This is a genomic window from Kitasatospora sp. NPDC023385 (genome assembly GCF_055664045.1).
The window spans coordinates 124,350-141,395 of record NZ_JBVOOL010000007.1; the positions used below are offsets into that span (position 1 = coordinate 124,350).

Here is a 17,046-nt window from a genome sequence, read left to right on the forward strand (position 1 = left end):
AAAGACCTGCGAGACTGCGAGGCATGTCGGATGCACGGGTCGTCGTCGTCGGTGGTGGGATCTCGGGGCTGGCTGCGGCCGCCTTCCTGAGCGGGGCGGCCGGGGGGCCGGCGCGGGCCCGGGTCACGGTGCTGGAGGCGTCGGGGCGGGTCGGCGGGAAGCTGTGGGGCGGGGAGGTCGGCGGGGTCCGGGTGGACCTCGGGGCCGAGTCGGTGCTGGCCCGGCGGCCGGAGGCGGTCGAGCTGGCGCGGGCGGTCGGCCTGGCGGCGGAACTGGAGCCGCCGACCACCGCGAAGGCGGCGATCTGGACCCGCGGCGCGCTGCGGCCGCTGCCGGGCGGTCAGGTGATGGGCGTGCCGGGCGACCTGGCGGCGCTGGAAGCCTCCGGGGTGCTCACCGCCGAGGGGCTGGAGCGGGCCCGGCACGAGGAGCCCACCGAGGTCGGTGAGGACGTCGCGATCGGCCGCTACGTCGCCGACCGGCTGGGCCGGGAAGTGGTGGACCGGCTGGTCGAGCCGCTGCTGGGCGGCGTCTACGCCGGGCGTGCCGACGAGATCTCGCTGCGCGCCGCCGTCCCCCAACTGCTGTCGATCGCGCGCGGCGGCGGCTCGCTGGTCGAGGGGGTGCACGAGCTGGCGTCGCGGCCGCAGGTGGTGGGCACCCCGGTGTTCAACGGCCTGCGCGGCGGCCTCGGCACGCTGCCGGAGGCGGCCGCCGCGGCCTGCGTCAAGGCGGGCGTGGACCTGCGCACGGACGCCCCGGTCGACGGGCTGCGCCGCACCCCCGACGGCTGGCGGGTGGAGACCGGCGGCGAGGCGCTGCACGCGGACGCCGTCGTGCTGGCCGTCCCGGCCCCGGCCGCGGCCCGGCTGCTGCGCGCGGACGCCCCGGCGGCCGCCACCGAGCTGGACACCGTCGAGTACGCCGGCATGGCGCTGGTGACGCTGGCGTTCCGGCGCTCCGACCTGGCCGAACTCCCGGCCGGCAGCGGGTTCCTGGTGCCGCCGGTGGACGGGCGGCGGATCAAGGCGTCGACCTTCTCCTCCAACAAGTGGGGCTGGCTGGAGCGCTCCGCGCCGGACGCGTTCCTGCTGCGCACCTCGCTCGGCCGGCACCGCGAGGAGGAGGCGCTCGGCCTGCCGGACGAGGAGCTGGTGGCCCGCTCGCTGGCGGACCTGGAGGAGGCGATCGGGCTGACCGCCCGGCCGTACGACACCTTCGTGTCGCGCTTCGACGCCGGCCTGCCGCAGTACCCGGTGGGCCACCTGGACCGGGTGGCCCGGGTGCGGGCGGCGGTCGGGAGGGTGGGCGCGCTGGCGCTGTGCGGCGCCGCGTACGACGGCGTGGGCATTCCGGCGTGCATCGGCTCGGCCGCCGCCGCGGTGGCCGCCATCGACGGACTGCTGACCCCGGAGACCGGGGCGGGTTCCACGGAGAGGACAATGGGCGCATGACTGAGAGCGTTGAGCGGGAGCCGGAGCAGCAGCCCGAGAAGAAGAAGGCGCGCGACCTGAACCAGGTCATCCGCTACACCATGTGGTCGGTGTTCAAGCTCAAGGACGCCCTGCCCGAGGACCGCACCGCCCTGGCCGCCGAGGTGGACGAGCTGTTCGAGCAGCTGGCCGCGAAGGACGTGACCGTGCGCGGCACGTACGACGTCTCCGGCCTGCGCGCGGACGCCGACATCCTGGTCTGGTGGCACGCCGCCGACTCGGACGACCTGCAGGAGGCGTACAACCGCTTCCGCCGTACCGGCCTCGGCCGCCGGCTGGAGCCGGTCTGGTCGAACATGGCGCTGCACCGGCCGGCCGAGTTCAACAAGTCGCACATCCCGGCCTTCCTCGCCGACGAGCGCGCGCGCGACTACGTCTGCGTGTACCCGTTCGTGCGCTCCTACGAGTGGTACCTGCTGCCGGACGCCGAGCGGCGCGCGATGCTCGCCGAGCACGGCCAGATGGCCCGCGGCTACCCTGACGTGCGGGCCAACACGGTGGCCTCGTTCGCGCTCGGCGACTACGAGTGGCTGCTCGCCTTCGAGGCGGACGAACTGCACCGGATCGTCGACCTGATGCGCGACCTGCGGCCGTCCCGGGCCCGGCTGCACGTCCGCGAGGAGGTGCCGTTCTTCACCGGCCGCCGCAAGCCGGTCGGCGAACTGCTCAACGGCCTGGTCTGACCGACGCCGCACGCCCTCCGGAGGCCGGCTTCCCCGCATCGGGGGAGCCGGCCTCTCAGGTGCGGTGCGGGCGCAGGGCGGCGCGCAGGCGGGCGTCGGGGAGGACGGCCGCGCCGTTCATGGCGACGGCGGTGAGCAGTTCGCGCTCCTCGTCGTCGGCGAGGCCGCGCTGGCGGGCCGGGCGCACCTCGCGCAGCACCTCCTGGCCGACCGGAGAGGCCCAGCGGGTGTAGGGGTAGACGTCGACCCGGGCCATCAGCAGGGTGCCCGAGGTGAGGACCAGCGGCAGCGAGAACCAGGCGAGCGGGGCGAGGGTGTCGCCGCCGGTGAAGCCGCTGACGGCCAGCGAGGCGGCCAGCAGGAGCAGGGACAGCAGCAGGGCATGCCGGACCTGCCGGACCACCACGAGGGTGTTGCGCTGCACCAGGGCCGGGGTGGCCAGGCCGGCCAGCGCGAGCCGGGCGCCGATCTCCCGCACCGTGGGGTGCTCGGCCATCGCCCGGCGCAGCTCGTCCGTGCGGCACTGGCCCTCGGGGCCGACGGTGGCGAGGACCGCCCGTTCCAGGCGGCTGCGGCCCCTGGGGTCGACCACGGTCGTCCAGCCGGTGTGGGCCAGGTGCAGCCGGCCCCGGCCGGCCATCAGGACGAGGGCCAGTTCGACCACCCGGTCCGGGCCGCCGGCCAGGTAGGCGGTCTCGTACAGCCCGATGCCGACGGCCTCCGGGGGGCGCAGCCCGTCCTGGTCGGCCAGGGCGTCGGCGGTGGCGGTCATCCGGACCAGCCGGAGGCAGGAGAGCACTGCCGCGACACAGGCCGGTATCAGGAACAGCAACCACATGGGCTTGTTGTATGCCTGGCCGGAGGGCGCGGGGAATGTCTTCCCGGTCCGCGATACCGAACTGTGACGTCAGACGGGGGACGAACCGCCGTTCCGGGACGAACCGCCGCCGGGCGGGGACGGCCCTCGGCCGTCCCCGGGGCGGCGGTCACGATCCGCAGCTGCTGCCGCAGCTCGATCCGCAGCTGGACGAGGAACTGCAGCTGGACGACGAGGAGCTGCAGCTGGAGGAGGACGAGCCGCAACTGCTGGAGCTGGACCCGCAGCTGGAGGAGGACGAGCCGCAACTGCTGGAGCTGGACCCGCAGCTGGACGATCCGCACCCGCTGCTCCCGCCGCAGCCGGAGGACCCGGAGTCGGAGGACCCGGAGTCGGTGGACCCGCACCAGGAGGCCGAGTTGCCGCAGGAGGAGCTGGACGAGCACGAGGAGGACGACGACGAGGACGAGGACGAGGAGGCGAACGAGGACGAGCCGGCGGCGGCCTGCCGCACCGCCTCCTCCTCGGCCGTCGCGGCCAGCATCGCGGCCGCCAGCTCCTGGTCGTCCAGCCCGGCGGCGGCCAGCCCGCCGAGCGCGAGCGCGCCCAGCAGCGTGCCGCCGGCCAGCAGGGGCGACACACCGGAGTGGGGCGTCCACGGCGAGCCGCCCATCAGGGAGAGCTGGCGCTTGCCGGCCGGGGTGATCCGGCCCTTGACCGGCCTCGTGGCGAGCAGCGCGACGAAGCCCAGGGCCAGCAGGAAGAACGGGATCACGAGGTTGGGGCGGTCATGGCCGCGGGCGCCGTCGTCGAGCAGTTCGGAGGCCACGGCGAAGACCACCACGACGGGCATCGCGAGCCAGAGCAGCCGGCGGGCGGTCCGGGCCTTCCGCAGCCGCTCGGGGCGGCGCAGCAGGCCGCGGTCGGCGAGCCGGTCGCCGATCTCCTGGACGGCGGCGGAGCGCATCACCATCCGGCGGAGCGGGGCGATCTCACGGCTCCCGGTGGGGCCGACGGCGTCGTGGACCGCCTGGTCGACCGTGTCGTACGGCTTGGAGCCGGTGAGCGTGACCAGGCCGGACCGGCTGATCACGGCCTGCTCGCCCAGGTGCATCCGGACCAGGGCGGTGTCGAACACCCGGCCCGGCCCGCCGGACAGGAAGGCGGCGTCGAGCAGCGGCAGACCGCGGCCGGGCAGCCCCTTGGCGGACGGGACGTGGCCGATGCGCTGCCGGGTCAGGCAGGCGTACAGGATGGCGGCCGCCAGCAGGACGGCCGGGACGAGGAAGTAGCTGTTGTGCCACATGGACGGTTCCCCCGAGGTGACGATGGTTCGCTAGCCGCGCAGGGCCCGGCGCAGACGCGCGAGCGGGCCGGGCGGTCGTACGGGTGCCGGGTCGAGCCACTGCTCCAGGGCCCGGCGGTGGTCGGCGGCGAGCGGGCCGCCGTCGGTGAGCGCCCACGCGGCGAAGGACCGGGCGTCGGCGCGGTAGCCGCCGGTCTGCGGGTGGGTGCGGGCGTAGTCGAGGAAGAGCGGCCCGTACCGCGTCCCCAGCAGGCGGGGCAGGTCCGGGGCCGCCTTCGCGGTGGTGTCGCGCCGCTTGGCGGCGAGGCCGGTGGACTGGGCGCGGACCTGGGCCGGGTCGAAGCCGGGCGGGACGGGCCCGCCGGCCACCAGCGCGGCCAGCAGCTCCTCCTGGCGCCGGGCCAGGCGCTCCCGGGCGGCCGGGAGGTCCCGGTCGCCGCCCGGGGGCCGGGCCGTGGTCGGGGTCGGGGTCGGGGCGCTCATCACCGGGTGCTCCCCTCCAGCACCCGGCGGATGGCGTCCAGTTCACCGGCCAGCTCACTGGGCCGCGGGAAGTTGGCGTCGCGCTCCAGCAGGACGCCGGGCGGCGCGACCCGCGCGCAGAGCTCGGCGAGCACCTCCAGCACCGGTGCGGTGACGGGGTGGGCGTGGGTGTCGTGCCAGATCCCGTCGACCAGGGTGCCGCCCGCGACGTGGACGTAGGCGAGCGCCTCCAGCGGCAGGCAGTCGAGTTCGGCGGCCGGGTCGATGCCGAGGTTGACCCGGTTGGTGTGCAGGTTGGCGACGTCGATCAGGAGGCGGACGCCGGTGCGCGCGACCAGCTCGGCGAGGAACTGGCCCTCAGTGAACTCGTCGTCGGGCCAGGAGAGTTGGGCCGCGATGTTCTCCACGGCGAGTGGCACCGGGAGCTGGTCCTGGGAGATCCGGATGTTCTCGGCGATCACCCGCAGCGAGTCCCGGGTGCGGGGGACGGGCAGCAGGTGGCCAGCCTCCAGGCCGCCGGCCCGGACGAACGCCAGGTGCTCGGTGACCAGCGGCGAGCCGAGTGCCAGAGCGGTGTCGGCGAGCCGGGCGAGGCGCCCGGGGTCGGGCAGGTCGGCGCCGCCGAGGCCGAGGCCGACGCCGTGCGGGACGACGGTGACGCCGCGTTCGCGCAGCACGGTCAGGGAGCGGGGCAGGTGGCCGGCGCAGACGTTCTCGGCGACCACCTCGACCCAGTCCAGGCCGGGCTGGCGTTCGACCACGGTGTCGATCTCGCTGCGCCAGCCGAGGCCGACGCCGAGCCGGGCAGGGGCGGTGAGGCCGCCGGTGGCCCGTACGGGCAGGTCCAGGGCAGGGGAAGTCATGGGTTCGCCCCCTTCGGAGGGCCGGAATGGGAAGGGCCGTCGGACAGTGCGGGCGTCGTCGCCAGGACCGCGCGGCCGTGTTGCTGAGGATGTCCCCGGGCGGGGTGGCTGCCAAGCCTCACCCGGTCTTCTCAGAGCATTATTTGAGCTTGTCGTCCTGGTGATGAGGAACTTTAGACCCCGCCCTGGACCGTCTCCCCAGGCGGGGTGCCCTGTCGGCGGGAAATTCGGGGGCGCCGCGCGGGCGGGAGCGGCTAGCGTGGAATCCATGACTTTTTTCACTTCTTTGACCATTCGTGAATTCCGCCCCCAGGACGCCGAGGCCGTGGTGGCGGCCCACCAGGCCGGGCGCGAGCACCTGGTGACGACCGCCGCGGCCCTGCTCTGGTTGAACGAACTGCAGAATCCCGACGAGCACTTCCGTACCTTCGTCGCCGAGGCGGACGGCCGGGTGGTCGGCGCGGTGCGCTGCGCACTGGTGGTCGGCTCGACGACCACGGGCGTCGGCCACGCCAACGGCAGCGTGCTGCCGGAGTTCCGGCGGCGCGGCGCGGCCACCGCCCTGCTGGCCGCCGCCGAACGGCACCTGGCCGAGCACGGTGCGACGGAGCTGCACTCCTGGCTGGACGACGAGCCCGCCTCGCTGGCCTTCGGCACCGCCCGGGGCTACCGGATCGGCCGCGCCGCCCAGTTCGGCGGCCGGGACCTGACCCGGCCGCTGCCGCCGGCGCCCGTACGGCCGGCCGGCGTCGAGCTGCGCCCGGCCACCGACTGGGCGGCCGATCCGCGTCCGCTGTTCCTGATCGACGCGGACGCCATCCGGGACGAGCCCGGTGAGGTGCCGATGGACGCCCTGGAGTACGAGCACTGGCTGCGGTCCGAGTGGGCCCGGCCGGACTTGGACCTCGGGCTGACCGTGGTCGCCGTGGTGGACGGCGAGCCGGCCGCGTTCACCCTGGCGAAGACCGACGGGGTGGACCGCTACTGGTCCGCGTTCACCGCCTGCCGCCGGGAGTTCCGCGGCCGCGGCCTGAGCAAGCTGGCCAAGCTGGAGTCGCTGCGCCTGGCGGCCGCGGCGGGCTACCGGAGCGCGTACACCTCCAACGACGAGACCAACGCGCCGATGCTGGCGATCAACGCGTGGCTGGGGTACGAGCGCTGCGCCGGGGAGCGCAAGGGAATCAAGCGGCTGAAGTAGCGCTGCCGCCAGGAATTCCGCCCCGGAGAATTGCCGCAAGGGGGGTATTTCCGGTCACGGGCGGGGACTTAACCAGGGCGTACGGTTCGTGGTCGAGTCTTCTTCCGGGGGGATGATATGGACATCCTGCTCCAGGTGCTGATCGCATCTGGGCCGGCCGTGATCGGCTTCCTCGCGGCCCGTTCCCTCGCCCGGACCAGGCTGCTGCTGCGCTACGGCTTCCTGCGGGCGCTGCTGGCGCCGTACAGCCGCGTGCAGATCATCACACCGAGCGTCGAGATGGCGGAGTTCGCCTTCACCACGGACGGCTGCCGACTGGCCGGCCGCGGGCCGAAGAACGTGCTCTTCATGCCGATGGCCGAGGCCAGGGCGATAGCGGAACTCACCGACCTGCTGCGGAAGGTCAACCGGAAGGCGACGATCGAGCTGGTGGTGGCGGGCGCGCAGGACCCGCGGATGCCGACCTTCTCGATCGGCGGCCCGAGCGTCAACTCCTACTCCGCCGGCGTGCTCGACGCGGTGTTCCCGGACTTCACCATCGAGTACCCGGACGAGGCCCGCGCCCGGTGGGGCGGCATGACCTTCGAGGCGCTGTACAACCCCGCCGGGGAGCTGATCCGCGACCACGGCTTCGTCTTCGTGACCCGCACGCCGCGGCAGGCGCCCTGCATCGTGCTCTGCGGGGTGTTCGCCTTCGGCTCCGCGATGGCGGTGGAGGCGCTGACGGCGGCGGGCCGCACCTCGCCGCTGGCGGCGCTCTTCCGCTCGGGGGAGAAAGGATTCGCCGCCGTCGAGGGCCGGGTGATCGGCCTGGACACCGTGGACGTCACGGTCGAGGTCTGCCGCGTCCTGCCCGCACCGCGATCCGACGTCCCGGCGGGCTTCCGGGGAGAAATGTCCGTGAGTCGTCCCGACCAGTGAGACGATTGGTCTCGACCACGTGGTGCGAATCCGGACAGCCCGGGAGAGACCGGGCCATGAACTCCGGGCGTTCGTACAGGTTTTGCCCCGCTCTCGACACATCATGGGCATAATCGCGCCCATGACGATCAACCGCGCGAACGTGAGCGCGATTGCCGAGGACCTGTACGTGTGGCTCCCCCCGAACCGGGGCTGGGGCCTGGCCAACTGCGGACTGCTGGCCTCCGAGGCGACCGCACTCTGGATCGACACCCCCTACGACTCGTCGATGGCCGAGGAGTTCCTCGCCGCGAGCCGCCGGCTGCTGCCGACCGGGGTCGAGATCGACCGGGTGGTCGTCACCCACGCCAACGGCGACCACCTGTGGGGCGCCGGAGTGCTGCCGGACGCCGAGGTGATAGCCACCCGGGAGGCACTGGAGCACATCCACTGGGAGCCCACCCCGCAGCAGCAGCACGCCCTGGTCAACGGCAGCGACCCGGACTCCCCGCTCGGCGGCTACCTCAAGGAGCACTTCGGGCGCTTCGACTGGTCCACCACCGACCCGGTGCGCCCGGACACCGTCTTCACCGGCGAGCTGGAACTGCGGGTCGGACGCCACCCCGTCCAGATCACCAGCCTCCCCGCCGCCCACACCGGCGGCGACCTGATCGTCCACCTCCCGCACCAGCGCGCGGTGTTCACCGGAGACGTGATCTTCTCCTCCACCCCCGAGCAGCCCGGCGACCACCCCTCGCACTGGGCCGGCCCGCTGGAGAACATCATCGGCGCCTGCGAACAGGCCCTGGCCACCGGCGCCGAGATCTTCGTACCCGGCCACGGACCGGTGCTCGACCGCGAAGGCGTCCACGACCACATCGGCTACCTCGCGTACGTCCGCGAGCGCGCCCACGCCCTGCACGCTGCCGGGATCCCCGCGCTGGACGCCGCTCGGCGGGTGATCGCCGAACAGCGCCACCCCGAACTCGGCCTGCCGGAGCGGCTGGTGCTCACCGTCGCGGCCGAGTACCGGCACCTGGACGGCTCGGCGGCGCCGGGCGTCCTGGACGCCATGGGGCAGGTCGCCCTGGTCGCCCGGGAACTGGCCGGAGACGCCGGCCGGATCCCGCGCCCGCGCGCCGCCCAGGGCTGACCCGCCCTGACCCGAGCCCGCCCCGAGGCGCCCGTCCCGACCTGCGAGACCCGGTCGGCCCGGCCGACCTGCCCGACCCGCGAGCACCCCCGAGGACTTCGATGACGCAGATCGCGCTGACCGCCCTGGTGCTGGTCGCCGCCGTGGCCGCGGCCGTGCTCGCCCGGGGCCGGGCCGGAGCCGTCGCCCGGGCGGCGGTCGCCGAGACCGCGCTCGCCCGGGGCGAGGAACGCACCCGCGCCGCCGAGAGCCGACTCGCCCGCGCCGAGCAGCAACTGCGCGACGCGCAGGAGGCCGCCCGGCGCGCCGCCGAGGACGCCCGGCGGGCCGAGGGCCGCACCCGCGCCGCCGAGGACGCCGTCCGGGACGCACAGGACGCGGCCCGGGACGCGCAGGAGGCCGCCCGGGACGCCGTCCGGCACGGCACCGACGCGACCACCCGCGCCGAGGAGGCCGACCGCGCCCTCGCCGCCGCCGAGGCGCGCGCCACCGCGCTGCTCGCCGAGATCGGCCACCTCGCCCAGGAACGGGTCGCGGCCACCGCCGTCCGGCTCACCCACACCAACGCGCCGCTGGTCGGCCCGCTGGACCAGCAGGCCGTCGGCCCGGAGGCCGTCCGGGCCCTGCAGTCCGTCCTGGACGCCACCACCGCCGCCCTCGCCGACGAACGCGAGCGGGTGGACGCCGCCGCCCGCGCCGCCATGCGCGGCGCCACCTCCCGGATCCAGACCCTGCTCTACCAGATCCAGAGCCTCGTCCAGCAGCTCCAGCACGACAACGACGACCCCCGGCTGCTGGAGGTCGACTTCCGCAACGAGGTCGCGCTGCGCCGGATCCAGACCGTCGCCGTGCTCTGCGAGGCCTGGCCGGGCCTGGCCCGCACCGACTCGCCGCTCGCCGAGGTGGTCGTCGGCGCGCTCTCCCGGGTGCCCGGCTACGCCCGGATCAAGGTCGCCAACCACCTGCGGGAGCACCGGCTCGCCGTGGTCGCCCGGGCCGCCGAGCCGATCGCCGTCACCATCGCCGAACTGCTCGCCAACGCCACCGCGTACTCCCACCCGGAGACCGACGTCCCGGTGACCGTGCAACAGGGCGGCCGCGGCGCGCTGGTGATCATCGACGACAGCGGCATCGGCATGGACGAGGACCAACTGCGCCGCGCCCGCCGACTCCTGGCCGGCCCGCCGGACGTCCTGCTCACCGAACTCGGCAACCCGCCCAAGACCGGCTTCGCCGTGATCGGCAAGCTGGCCCGGCAGTACGGCTTCTCCTGCCACATCGAGCCGTCACCGTACGGCGGCATGCGGACCATCCTGCGCATCCCGGCCGCGCTGGTGACCGTCGTGGACGACGAACAGCCGCTGTCGGTGCTCACCCCGCTGCCCCTGCGGGCCGGCTCCGGGCCCGCCCCCGCGCCCACCGTCGCCGCCGTCCCGCCGATGCGCGACGCCGACGAGCAGGACGGCCCCCAGCTCGCCGACCGCCACCACCAGCCGGGCCCGCACCCGGCGCCGGCCATCCACGTGGTGCCCGCCCGGGGCGCGGACGGCCCGGCGGCGGACGCTCCGGAGGCGGGATCCGCGGCGGGCTCCGCGGCGGGGGACGCCGGTGTCGGGGACTCCGGTGTCGGGGACTCCCCGGCGGACGACGGCACCGGCCTGCCCACCCGGCGCCGCCGCCGGCCGCTCGCCGCCGAGGAGGCGGGCGCGCCCGCCGTCGCCCCCGGGCGGACCCCCGAGCAGGCCGCCGCCCACTGGCAGGCACTGCAGCAGGGCACCGACTCCGGCCGGGCCGCCGTGGCGCAGGCGACCCGCGCGGACGCCGTACGCGCGGAGGCTCTACGCGAGGACGCCGTACGAGAGGACGCCGCACACGAGACCAGCGGAAACACGACCGGCACGACCGGCACGACCGGCAGGACCGGCCCCACCGGCCCCTCCGGTGACCACACCACCGGCCCGACGACCTCAGCAGGAGCCGCGCAGTGAGCAGCAGCACGCCGAGCCCGACCGCCACCAACGACATCTCGTGGGTGCTGACCCCGCTGCTGGAGCTGCCGGGGGTGCTGCACGCGGTCGTCGCCACCGGAGACGGACTGGTCGAGGGTGCCTCGGCGGGCCTGGGGCGCGCCTCCGCCGAGCGGGTCGCCGCGATGACCGCCACCGTGCACGCCGCCGCCCGGGCCTTCACCGGCGCGTTCACCGACGCCGAGCGGCCCCGACTGGCCCAGACCGTGGTGGAGTCCGACCTCGGCTACGCCATCGTCGTCCCCGCCGGGGAGAACACCTCGCTCGCCGTGTTCACCGCCCCGGACGCCCAACTCGGCAACGTGTCCTACCAGATGCAGGTGCAGGTCGCCGCCCTGGGCCGCGCCCTCGCGAGCCCGTCCCGGCAGCAGGACACCGCCGCCCGGTCATGACCGCCGCCCCCCGCAGGCGGATGGTGCCCGCCTACCTGGCCACCGGCGGCCGCAGTCGCCCCGGCGCCCAGGGCTTCGAGCGGCTGACCGTGCTGTTCGCCGACCGCGCCGAACCGCCGGCCGGGCTCGAACCCGAACACCGCCGGCTCTGGGACCTGCTGCGCCCCGGCGCGCTGACCGTGGTGGAGGCCGCCGCGCACCTGCGCCTGCCGGTCAGCGCCACCGTCTTCCTCGCGGCCGACCTGGTCGAGGCGGGCTGCCTGCACGCCCGCGCGCCGATCCCGCGCGCCCAGCAGACCGACCGCTCCATCGTCGAGAGGCTCCTCGTTGGACTCCGTGCACTCCGGTGACCAAGGCGGCCACCCGGACAGCCACCTGGACAGCCGTCCGGACGGCCACCCCGGCGGGGAGCCGAGCCGGGTGGGCTACCTGCCCGACCGGGACCAGACGCTGATGAAGCTGGTCATCGCCGGCCCGTTCGGCGTCGGCAAGACCACGTTCATCCGCACCCTCTCGGAGATCGCCACCCTGCACACCGAGGAGGCGATGACGGAGACCGGACGCCCCGTGGACGACCTGGCCGGCCTGCCCGAGAAGGCCACCACGACCGTCGCCGTGGACTTCGGCCGGCTCACCCTGCCCGGCGGCGTCGTGCTCTACCTGTTCGGCACCCCCGGTCAGCGCCGCTTCTTCCCGCTCTGGCAGGACATCGCCCGCGGCGCGCTGGGCGCCCTGGTGCTCGCCGACACCCGCCGGCTGGCCGACTCCTTCGAGATCATGGACATGGTCGAGGAGCAGGGCCTGCCGTACGCCGTCGCCGTCAACCGCTTCCCGGACGCGCCGGTCCACCCGGCCGGGGTGCTGCGGGCCCACCTGGACCTGCACACCGCCACCCCGCTGCTGCTCTGCGACGCCCGCGAGCGCGACAGCAGCCTGGACGCGCTGATCGCGCTGGCCGAGCACGTCCTGGAGGCCCTGCCCGTCGCCTCCACCGCTGCTACCGCGGCCTCCACGGCGGACACCGCCGCCTCCACCGCCTCTTCCACCGCCACCGAGGAGCGCCCGTGACCGTCGAGACCCGCCCGACCCCGATCCACGGCCCGGTCTTCGCCGCCGACCCCCGACTGGTGTACGAGCGGCTGCGCCGTCACGGCCCGATCGCCCCGGTGGAGATCGCGCCCGGCGTGGAGGCGCTGCTGGTCACCGACTACCAGGCCGCGCTGGACCTGCTGCGCGACAGCGACACCTTCTCCAAGGACTCCCGCGCCTGGCAGCGGACCGTCCCGCCGGACTCCCCGCTGCTGCCGGTGCTCGGCTATCGCCCGACGGCGCTGTTCAGCGACGGCGAGACGCACGCGCGCTACCGCGCGGTGATCACCGACGCCCTCGCGCTGTTCGAACCGCACCGGCTGCAGCGCCAGGTCGCCGAGACCGCCCACCGGCTGATCGACCGCTTCGCGGCGGTCGGCCACGCCGACCTGATCGCCGAGTACGCCCGCCGGCTGCCCGCCTTCGTGCTCACCACCTGGTTCGGTGTGCCCGAGGAGCACCGCGAGCGGGTGGTCGCCGGGATCACCGGGCTGATCGAGTCCACCGCGAAGGCCGGCGCCGCGTACGGGGACCTCGTCGCGGTGGTCACCGCCATGGTCGCCGAGCGCCGCGAGCGCCCCCGGCACGACCTCGCCTCCTGGTTCGTCACCCACCCGGTCGGGCTGGACGACGACGAGGTGATCCGGCAGATCACCCTGACCATGATCGCCGGGCACGAGCCGACCACCAACCTGATCGGCAACGCCCTGCTGCGCCTGCTCACCGATGCCCGCTACGCCGGCTCGCTGTTCGGCGGCGCGATGACCGCCCACCAGGCGATCGACGAGGTGCTCTGGCACGAGCCGCCGATGGCCAACCTGTCCGCCCACTACCCGCGCTACGACATCACCTTCCACGGCCGCGAGATCCAGGCCGGCACCCTCCTGCTGGTCTCCTACGCGGCCGCCAACTCCCAGGCCGCGCCGCCCACGGACGACAGCGGGCTGCGCAGCGGCGAGAGCGCGCACCTGGCCTGGGCGGCCGGCCCGCACGCCTGCCCGGCCCGCGACCCGGCCCTGCTGATCGCGATCACCGCCATCGAGCAGCTGGGCAGCCGGCTCAGCGACCTCGAACTGGCCACCCCCGCCGAGGAGTTGCTCTGGCGCCCGGGCCCGTTCCACCGCGCCCTGGTGCACCTCCCGGTCCGCTTCCAGCCGGTCGCCGGCTAGCTCCCGGACAGCACGGAGGCCCCGACAGCACGGAGGCCCGGACACCGCCGTACGGTGTCCGGGCCTCCGGTGCCACGCGTCCTACTCGGCGGGCCTGAGCGTCAGCGAGACGCTGTTGATGCAGAACCGCTGGTCGGTCGGCGTGCCGTAGCCCTCGCCGTCGAAGACGTGCCCCAGGTGCCCGCCGCAGCGCGCGCACCGCACCTCGACCCGGCGCATGCCGAGGGAGGTGTCCTCGATGTACTGGACCCGGTCCTCCGCCAGCGGAGCGTAGTACGACGGCCAGCCGCAGTGGCTGTCGAACTTGGTCTCGGAGCTGAACAGCTCCGCGCCGCAGGCCCGGCACCCGTAGACGCCGACCGTCTTGGTGTCGGTGTACTCACCGGTGAAGGGGCGCTCGGTGCCCGCCTCGCGGAGCACGTGGTACTCCTCGGGGCTGAGCTCGGCGCGCCACTCGGCCTCGGACTTCTCGATGTCGTAGCTCATCACGGGCTCCCGGTCGCGGTGGACGTACGTCAGACGTTGGAAGCAACGTTCGCGAGGTGCTCCAGAATTTCTGGCCCGAGGTTGGTGACGTCGCCCGCGCCCATGGTGAGCAGCAGGTCGCCCGGGCGGGCGAGGCCGGCGAGCACGGCGGGGGCGGCGGCGAAGGAGTGCTCGGCGGTCACCTCGGCGCCGGCCCGGCGGGCGGCGTCGATGATCAGCTCGCTGGTCACGCCGGGGATCGGGTCCTCGCGGGCCGGGTAGATGTCCAGCACCACCGAGGCGTCGGCCAGCGCGAGGGCCTGGCCCATCTCCTCGGCGAGCTGCTGGGTGCGGCTGAACAGGTGCGGCTGGAAGACCACCAGCACCCGGCCCTCGCCCTCCAGGCCCTCCCGGATCGCCTCCAGGTCGGCGGTCATCTCGGTGGGGTGGTGGGCGTAGGAGTCGATCACCTGGACGCCGGCGGCCTCGCCCTTGAGCTGCAGCCGGCGGCGCACGCCGGTGTAGGCGCCGAGCGCCTTGGCCAGGTCCTCGGCCGGGACGCCCAGCGCGACGCCGGCGGCGAGCGCGGAGACCGCGTTGTGGGCGTAGTGCCGGCCGGGCACCGAGACGGTGAAGGTCAGTTCGGTGCCGTCCAGGACGACGGTGACCTCGCTGGTCATGCCGCGGGCGACCACCGAGAGCACCCGGACGTCGGCGTCCTCGGCGGCGCCGACGGTCACCACGTTCAGGTCCTCGCGGCCGGCCACCCGGGAGGTCAGCTCGCGGGCGCCGTCGTGGTCGGCCGAGACCACCAGGGTGCCGCCGGGCACGATCCGGCCGACGAAGGTCTCGAAGGACTCGTGGATCTCGTCGATCGAGGCGTAGTTGGCGTGGTGGTCCAGCTCCACGTTGAGCACGATCGCCACCTCGGGCGCGTACTTGTGGAAGCTGCGGTCGCTCTCGTCGGCCTCGGCGACGAAAATCTCGCCGGTGCCGTGGTGGGCGTTGGAGCCGGGCGCGTCCAGGTCCCCGCCGATGGCGTAGGACGGGTCCAGGCCCAGCTCGCCGAGGGCGACTGCGAGCATGCTGGTGGTGGTGGTCTTGCCGTGGGTGCCGGCCACCGCGAGGGCCCGGCGGCCGCCCATCAGCGCGGCCAGCGCGTCGGAGCGGTGCACCACCGGGATGCCGCGCTCGCGGGCCGCGGCCAGCTCCGGGTTGTCGGGGCGGATCGCGCTGGACACGACCACGCTGCTGGTGCCGTCCGGCACGTGCTCGGCGGCGTGGCCGACGTGCACGGTGGCGCCGAGGGCGCGCAGCGCGAGGACGGTCTCGGACTCCTTGGAGTCGCTGCCGGAGACGCTGGCACCGCGCACTGCGAGGATCTTCGCCAGGCCGGACATCCCGGCGCCGCCGATGCCGATGAAGTGCGGGGCGTGCAGGTCGTGCGCGGCGTCGTTCAAGGCGTGGCTCCGTACGGGCGGGGGCAGACAGGGCGGGCGGACGGTTTCCGTGGCGTGTCGACACGGGGGTCGCGTGTCGACGGGGGGAACCGTCCTCGCGGACGGACCGCAAGGACGATTCTGCACCACCGGCGCGCGGAGCCAGGGCCGGTCTTCGGTCCTAGGAGTCGCTGGCGAACAGGCGCAGCACCGGGACTCCGACCTTGTGCCGGGCCTGGGAGGCCCAGTCGCGGTGGAAGAACTCCTCGACGAAGTGCGGTGAGGTGAGCACCACCACTTCGTCCGCCCGGTGCTCCTCCACCGCCGCGCGCAGGCGTTCCAGCGGCTTCTCCTCGACCAGCTCGCCCACCGCCTCGGCCCCGGCCGAGCGCAGGTGCCGCAGGGTGTGCTCCAGCGACTCGGTGGCCACGGTCGGCCCGCTCTCGGACTCGTCGTGCTCGTGCACCACCTTGTCGAGGTGGCCGAGGGCGACGTCGTCCAGCGCCCGCAGCAGCTCGTCCTGTTTGCCGCGCGGCTGCATCAGGACGACGAAGGAGACCTCCTCGTCGCCGTGGAGCGTGGTGACGAGCTCCACGTCCGCGTCGGAGAGAGCCTTTTCGATCATCAGTACCGTCTTGAACACGTGAGTCCCTTCCAGTGGCCGGCCCCCGGGCCCCGGCATCGCATAACGGGATCACGACCGGGGGGTCACGGGGTCATTCCGAACCCAGGTGACGCAGGTAGCGGGTGAAGAGGAATCCTTTCTGCTCGATCAATGAGACCAGTCGCATCCGCTGCACGTCAGGCATTTCCGCATCGCGGAGGATGCGCGGCGCGTCGCCGCCGACGAGCAGCGGGGCCAGCGACAGGCACAGCTCGTCCACCAGGTCCGCGGCCGCGAGCTGCCCCAGCAGGCGCGGGCCGCCCTCGGTCAGCAGCCGCGTCCAGCCCCGCTCGGCCAGCGCCGCCACGCCCGCCCGCAGGTCCACCGCGCCGACGCCGGCCGTCACCACGTCGGCCACCTCGGCGACCGCCCGACGGCGCTCCTCGGAGGCGTCCTCGGTGGTGATCACCACCGTCCTGACCAGCGGTTCCGTGAACAGCGGCGCGGTCAGGTCCAGCTGCAGCGAGCGGGTCACGATCGCGATCGCGGGGGCCGGCGCCTGGCCCGCCGCCGTCCGGGCCGCGGCGAAGTCCTTGCGGGCCCGGGCCGGCCGGTAGCCCTCCGCGCGGACCGTCTCCGCGCCCACCAGCACCACGTCCGCCAGCGCGCGCAGCACCCCGAAGATCCGCTTGTCGCCGTCGCCGGACAGCCCCTCGGACAGCCCGTCGAGCCGCGCCGCGCCGTCCAGGCCGGCCACCATGTTGGCGCGCAACCAGGGGCGGCCCTGATTCACCTGTTCGGGGTAGGCGTACGCGGCGGCGAGCGACTCCAGTGCGGCCGGATCGGCGACCGGCGCACCCAGCGGGCTGATCAACTGATGCATGCCCTCAGTGTTCCACCGCGGGCCCTCGGAGTGCGGCCCGAAGGCGGGCCGGATGCGGGCCGGGCGCCGTCCTGAGGCCGTC

16 protein-coding genes and 1 pseudogene are annotated in these 17,046 nt (G+C 74.5%); 10 read left to right on the plus strand and 7 right to left on the minus strand.

The window, feature by feature from the left end:
- Window positions 1-23: 23 nt before the first annotated feature.
- Together hemG and hemQ are read left to right on the plus strand one after the other, a co-directional pair.
- A complete protein-coding gene (hemG, locus tag AC0B61_RS13795; protein ID WP_471740861.1) occupies window positions 24-1,454 on the plus strand; it encodes a protoporphyrinogen oxidase in 1,431 nt (476 codons plus the stop codon).
- Window positions 1,451-2,176, plus strand: coding sequence for a hydrogen peroxide-dependent heme synthase (gene hemQ / locus AC0B61_RS13800; protein WP_471740862.1), 726 nt, complete (start codon window positions 1,451-1,453; stop codon window positions 2,174-2,176). Before hemG ends, hemQ begins: the two co-directional genes overlap by 4 nt.
- Window positions 2,177-2,231: 55 nt before the next feature.
- On the opposite strand, the gene AC0B61_RS13805 is transcribed toward hemQ, so the two are convergent.
- The 3 genes and pseudogenes from AC0B61_RS13805 to AC0B61_RS13815 form a co-directional block, all read right to left on the minus strand.
- The gene (locus tag AC0B61_RS13805) at window positions 2,232-3,014 is read right to left on the minus strand and encodes a TIGR04222 domain-containing membrane protein (RefSeq protein ID WP_471740863.1); all 783 of its coding nucleotides are present in this window, start codon (window positions 3,012-3,014) and stop codon (window positions 2,232-2,234) included.
- Between the two features lie 148 nt (window positions 3,015-3,162).
- Window positions 3,163-4,299: a TIGR04222 domain-containing membrane protein gene (locus AC0B61_RS13810; protein ID WP_471740864.1), complete on the minus strand. Its 1,137-nt coding sequence runs from the start codon at window positions 4,297-4,299 to the stop codon at window positions 3,163-3,165.
- Window positions 4,300-4,329: 30 nt separating this feature from the next.
- A pseudogene (locus tag AC0B61_RS13815) lies at window positions 4,330-5,645 on the minus strand (MbnB/TglH/ChrH family RiPP precursor modification enzyme).
- A gap of 268 nt (window positions 5,646-5,913) precedes the next feature.
- Between AC0B61_RS13815 and AC0B61_RS13820 the strand changes: the two are divergent.
- From AC0B61_RS13820 to AC0B61_RS13855, 8 genes are all read left to right on the plus strand, one after another.
- Window positions 5,914-6,843: a GNAT family N-acetyltransferase gene (locus AC0B61_RS13820; protein ID WP_471740865.1), complete on the plus strand. Its 930-nt coding sequence runs from the start codon at window positions 5,914-5,916 to the stop codon at window positions 6,841-6,843.
- A gap of 117 nt (window positions 6,844-6,960) precedes the next feature.
- Window positions 6,961-7,764, plus strand: a complete 804-nt coding sequence (locus AC0B61_RS13825) for a hypothetical protein (RefSeq protein ID WP_471740866.1) — start codon at window positions 6,961-6,963, stop codon at window positions 7,762-7,764.
- Window positions 7,765-7,885: 121 nt separating this feature from the next.
- A complete protein-coding gene (locus AC0B61_RS13830) occupies window positions 7,886-8,896 on the plus strand; it encodes an MBL fold metallo-hydrolase (protein WP_471740867.1) in 1,011 nt (336 codons plus the stop codon).
- A gap of 101 nt (window positions 8,897-8,997) precedes the next feature.
- Entirely contained in the window at window positions 8,998-10,884 is a 1,887-nt protein-coding gene (locus tag AC0B61_RS13835) for an ATP-binding protein (protein ID WP_471740868.1), read from the plus strand.
- Window positions 10,881-11,315 carry a roadblock/LC7 domain-containing protein gene (locus AC0B61_RS13840; protein ID WP_471740869.1) on the plus strand — a complete coding sequence of 145 codons (435 nt, stop codon included), beginning with the start codon at window positions 10,881-10,883 and terminating at the stop codon, window positions 11,313-11,315. Before AC0B61_RS13835 ends, AC0B61_RS13840 begins: the two co-directional genes overlap by 4 nt.
- Window positions 11,312-11,665, plus strand: coding sequence for a DUF742 domain-containing protein (locus AC0B61_RS13845; RefSeq protein WP_471740870.1), 354 nt, complete (start codon window positions 11,312-11,314; stop codon window positions 11,663-11,665). Before AC0B61_RS13840 ends, AC0B61_RS13845 begins: the two co-directional genes overlap by 4 nt.
- 103 nt (window positions 11,666-11,768) lie before the next feature.
- Entirely contained in the window at window positions 11,769-12,383 is a 615-nt protein-coding gene (locus AC0B61_RS13850) for a GTP-binding protein (RefSeq protein WP_471741041.1), read from the plus strand.
- Window positions 12,380-13,573 carry a cytochrome P450 gene (locus AC0B61_RS13855; RefSeq protein ID WP_471740871.1) on the plus strand — a complete coding sequence of 398 codons (1,194 nt, stop codon included), beginning with the start codon at window positions 12,380-12,382 and terminating at the stop codon, window positions 13,571-13,573. The genes AC0B61_RS13850 and AC0B61_RS13855 overlap by 4 nt, the downstream gene beginning before the upstream one ends.
- Before the next feature lie 81 nt (window positions 13,574-13,654).
- On the opposite strand, the gene msrB is transcribed toward AC0B61_RS13855, so the two are convergent.
- The 4 genes from msrB to AC0B61_RS13875 all read right to left on the minus strand — a co-directional run bounded on the left by msrB (window position 13,655) and on the right by AC0B61_RS13875 (window position 16,964).
- On the minus strand, window positions 13,655-14,059 hold the full coding sequence (msrB, locus tag AC0B61_RS13860) for a peptide-methionine (R)-S-oxide reductase MsrB (protein ID WP_471740872.1): 405 nt from the start codon (window positions 14,057-14,059) through the stop codon (window positions 13,655-13,657).
- A gap of 29 nt (window positions 14,060-14,088) precedes the next feature.
- The gene (gene murC, locus AC0B61_RS13865; protein WP_471741042.1) at window positions 14,089-15,477 is read right to left on the minus strand and encodes a UDP-N-acetylmuramate--L-alanine ligase; all 1,389 of its coding nucleotides are present in this window, start codon (window positions 15,475-15,477) and stop codon (window positions 14,089-14,091) included.
- 181 nt (window positions 15,478-15,658) lie between these two features.
- Window positions 15,659-16,120: an indole-3-glycerol phosphate synthase gene (locus AC0B61_RS13870; RefSeq protein WP_471740873.1), complete on the minus strand. Its 462-nt coding sequence runs from the start codon at window positions 16,118-16,120 to the stop codon at window positions 15,659-15,661.
- 73 nt (window positions 16,121-16,193) lie between these two features.
- Entirely contained in the window at window positions 16,194-16,964 is a 771-nt protein-coding gene (locus tag AC0B61_RS13875) for a pyrimidine reductase family protein (protein ID WP_471740874.1), read from the minus strand.
- Window positions 16,965-17,046: the final 82 nt, after the last annotated feature.

Coding starts and splice junctions, on each gene's coding strand:
- hemG (WP_471740861.1), top strand. CDS start 24: ATGTCGGATGCACGGGTCGTCGTCGTCGGTGGTGGGATCTCGGGGCTG.
- hemQ (WP_471740862.1), top strand. CDS start 1,451: ATGACTGAGAGCGTTGAGCGGGAGCCGGAGCAGCAGCCCGAGAAGAAG.
- AC0B61_RS13805 (WP_471740863.1), bottom strand. CDS start 3,014: ATGTGGTTGCTGTTCCTGATACCGGCCTGTGTCGCGGCAGTGCTCTCC.
- AC0B61_RS13810 (WP_471740864.1), bottom strand. CDS start 4,299: ATGTGGCACAACAGCTACTTCCTCGTCCCGGCCGTCCTGCTGGCGGCC.
- AC0B61_RS13820 (WP_471740865.1), top strand. CDS start 5,914: ATGACTTTTTTCACTTCTTTGACCATTCGTGAATTCCGCCCCCAGGAC.
- AC0B61_RS13825 (WP_471740866.1), top strand. CDS start 6,961: ATGGACATCCTGCTCCAGGTGCTGATCGCATCTGGGCCGGCCGTGATC.
- AC0B61_RS13830 (WP_471740867.1), top strand. CDS start 7,886: ATGACGATCAACCGCGCGAACGTGAGCGCGATTGCCGAGGACCTGTAC.
- AC0B61_RS13835 (WP_471740868.1), top strand. CDS start 8,998: ATGACGCAGATCGCGCTGACCGCCCTGGTGCTGGTCGCCGCCGTGGCC.
- AC0B61_RS13845 (WP_471740870.1), top strand. CDS start 11,312: ATGACCGCCGCCCCCCGCAGGCGGATGGTGCCCGCCTACCTGGCCACC.
- AC0B61_RS13850 (WP_471741041.1), top strand. CDS start 11,769: ATGAAGCTGGTCATCGCCGGCCCGTTCGGCGTCGGCAAGACCACGTTC.
- msrB (WP_471740872.1), bottom strand. CDS start 14,059: ATGAGCTACGACATCGAGAAGTCCGAGGCCGAGTGGCGCGCCGAGCTC.
- AC0B61_RS13875 (WP_471740874.1), bottom strand. CDS start 16,964: ATGCATCAGTTGATCAGCCCGCTGGGTGCGCCGGTCGCCGATCCGGCC.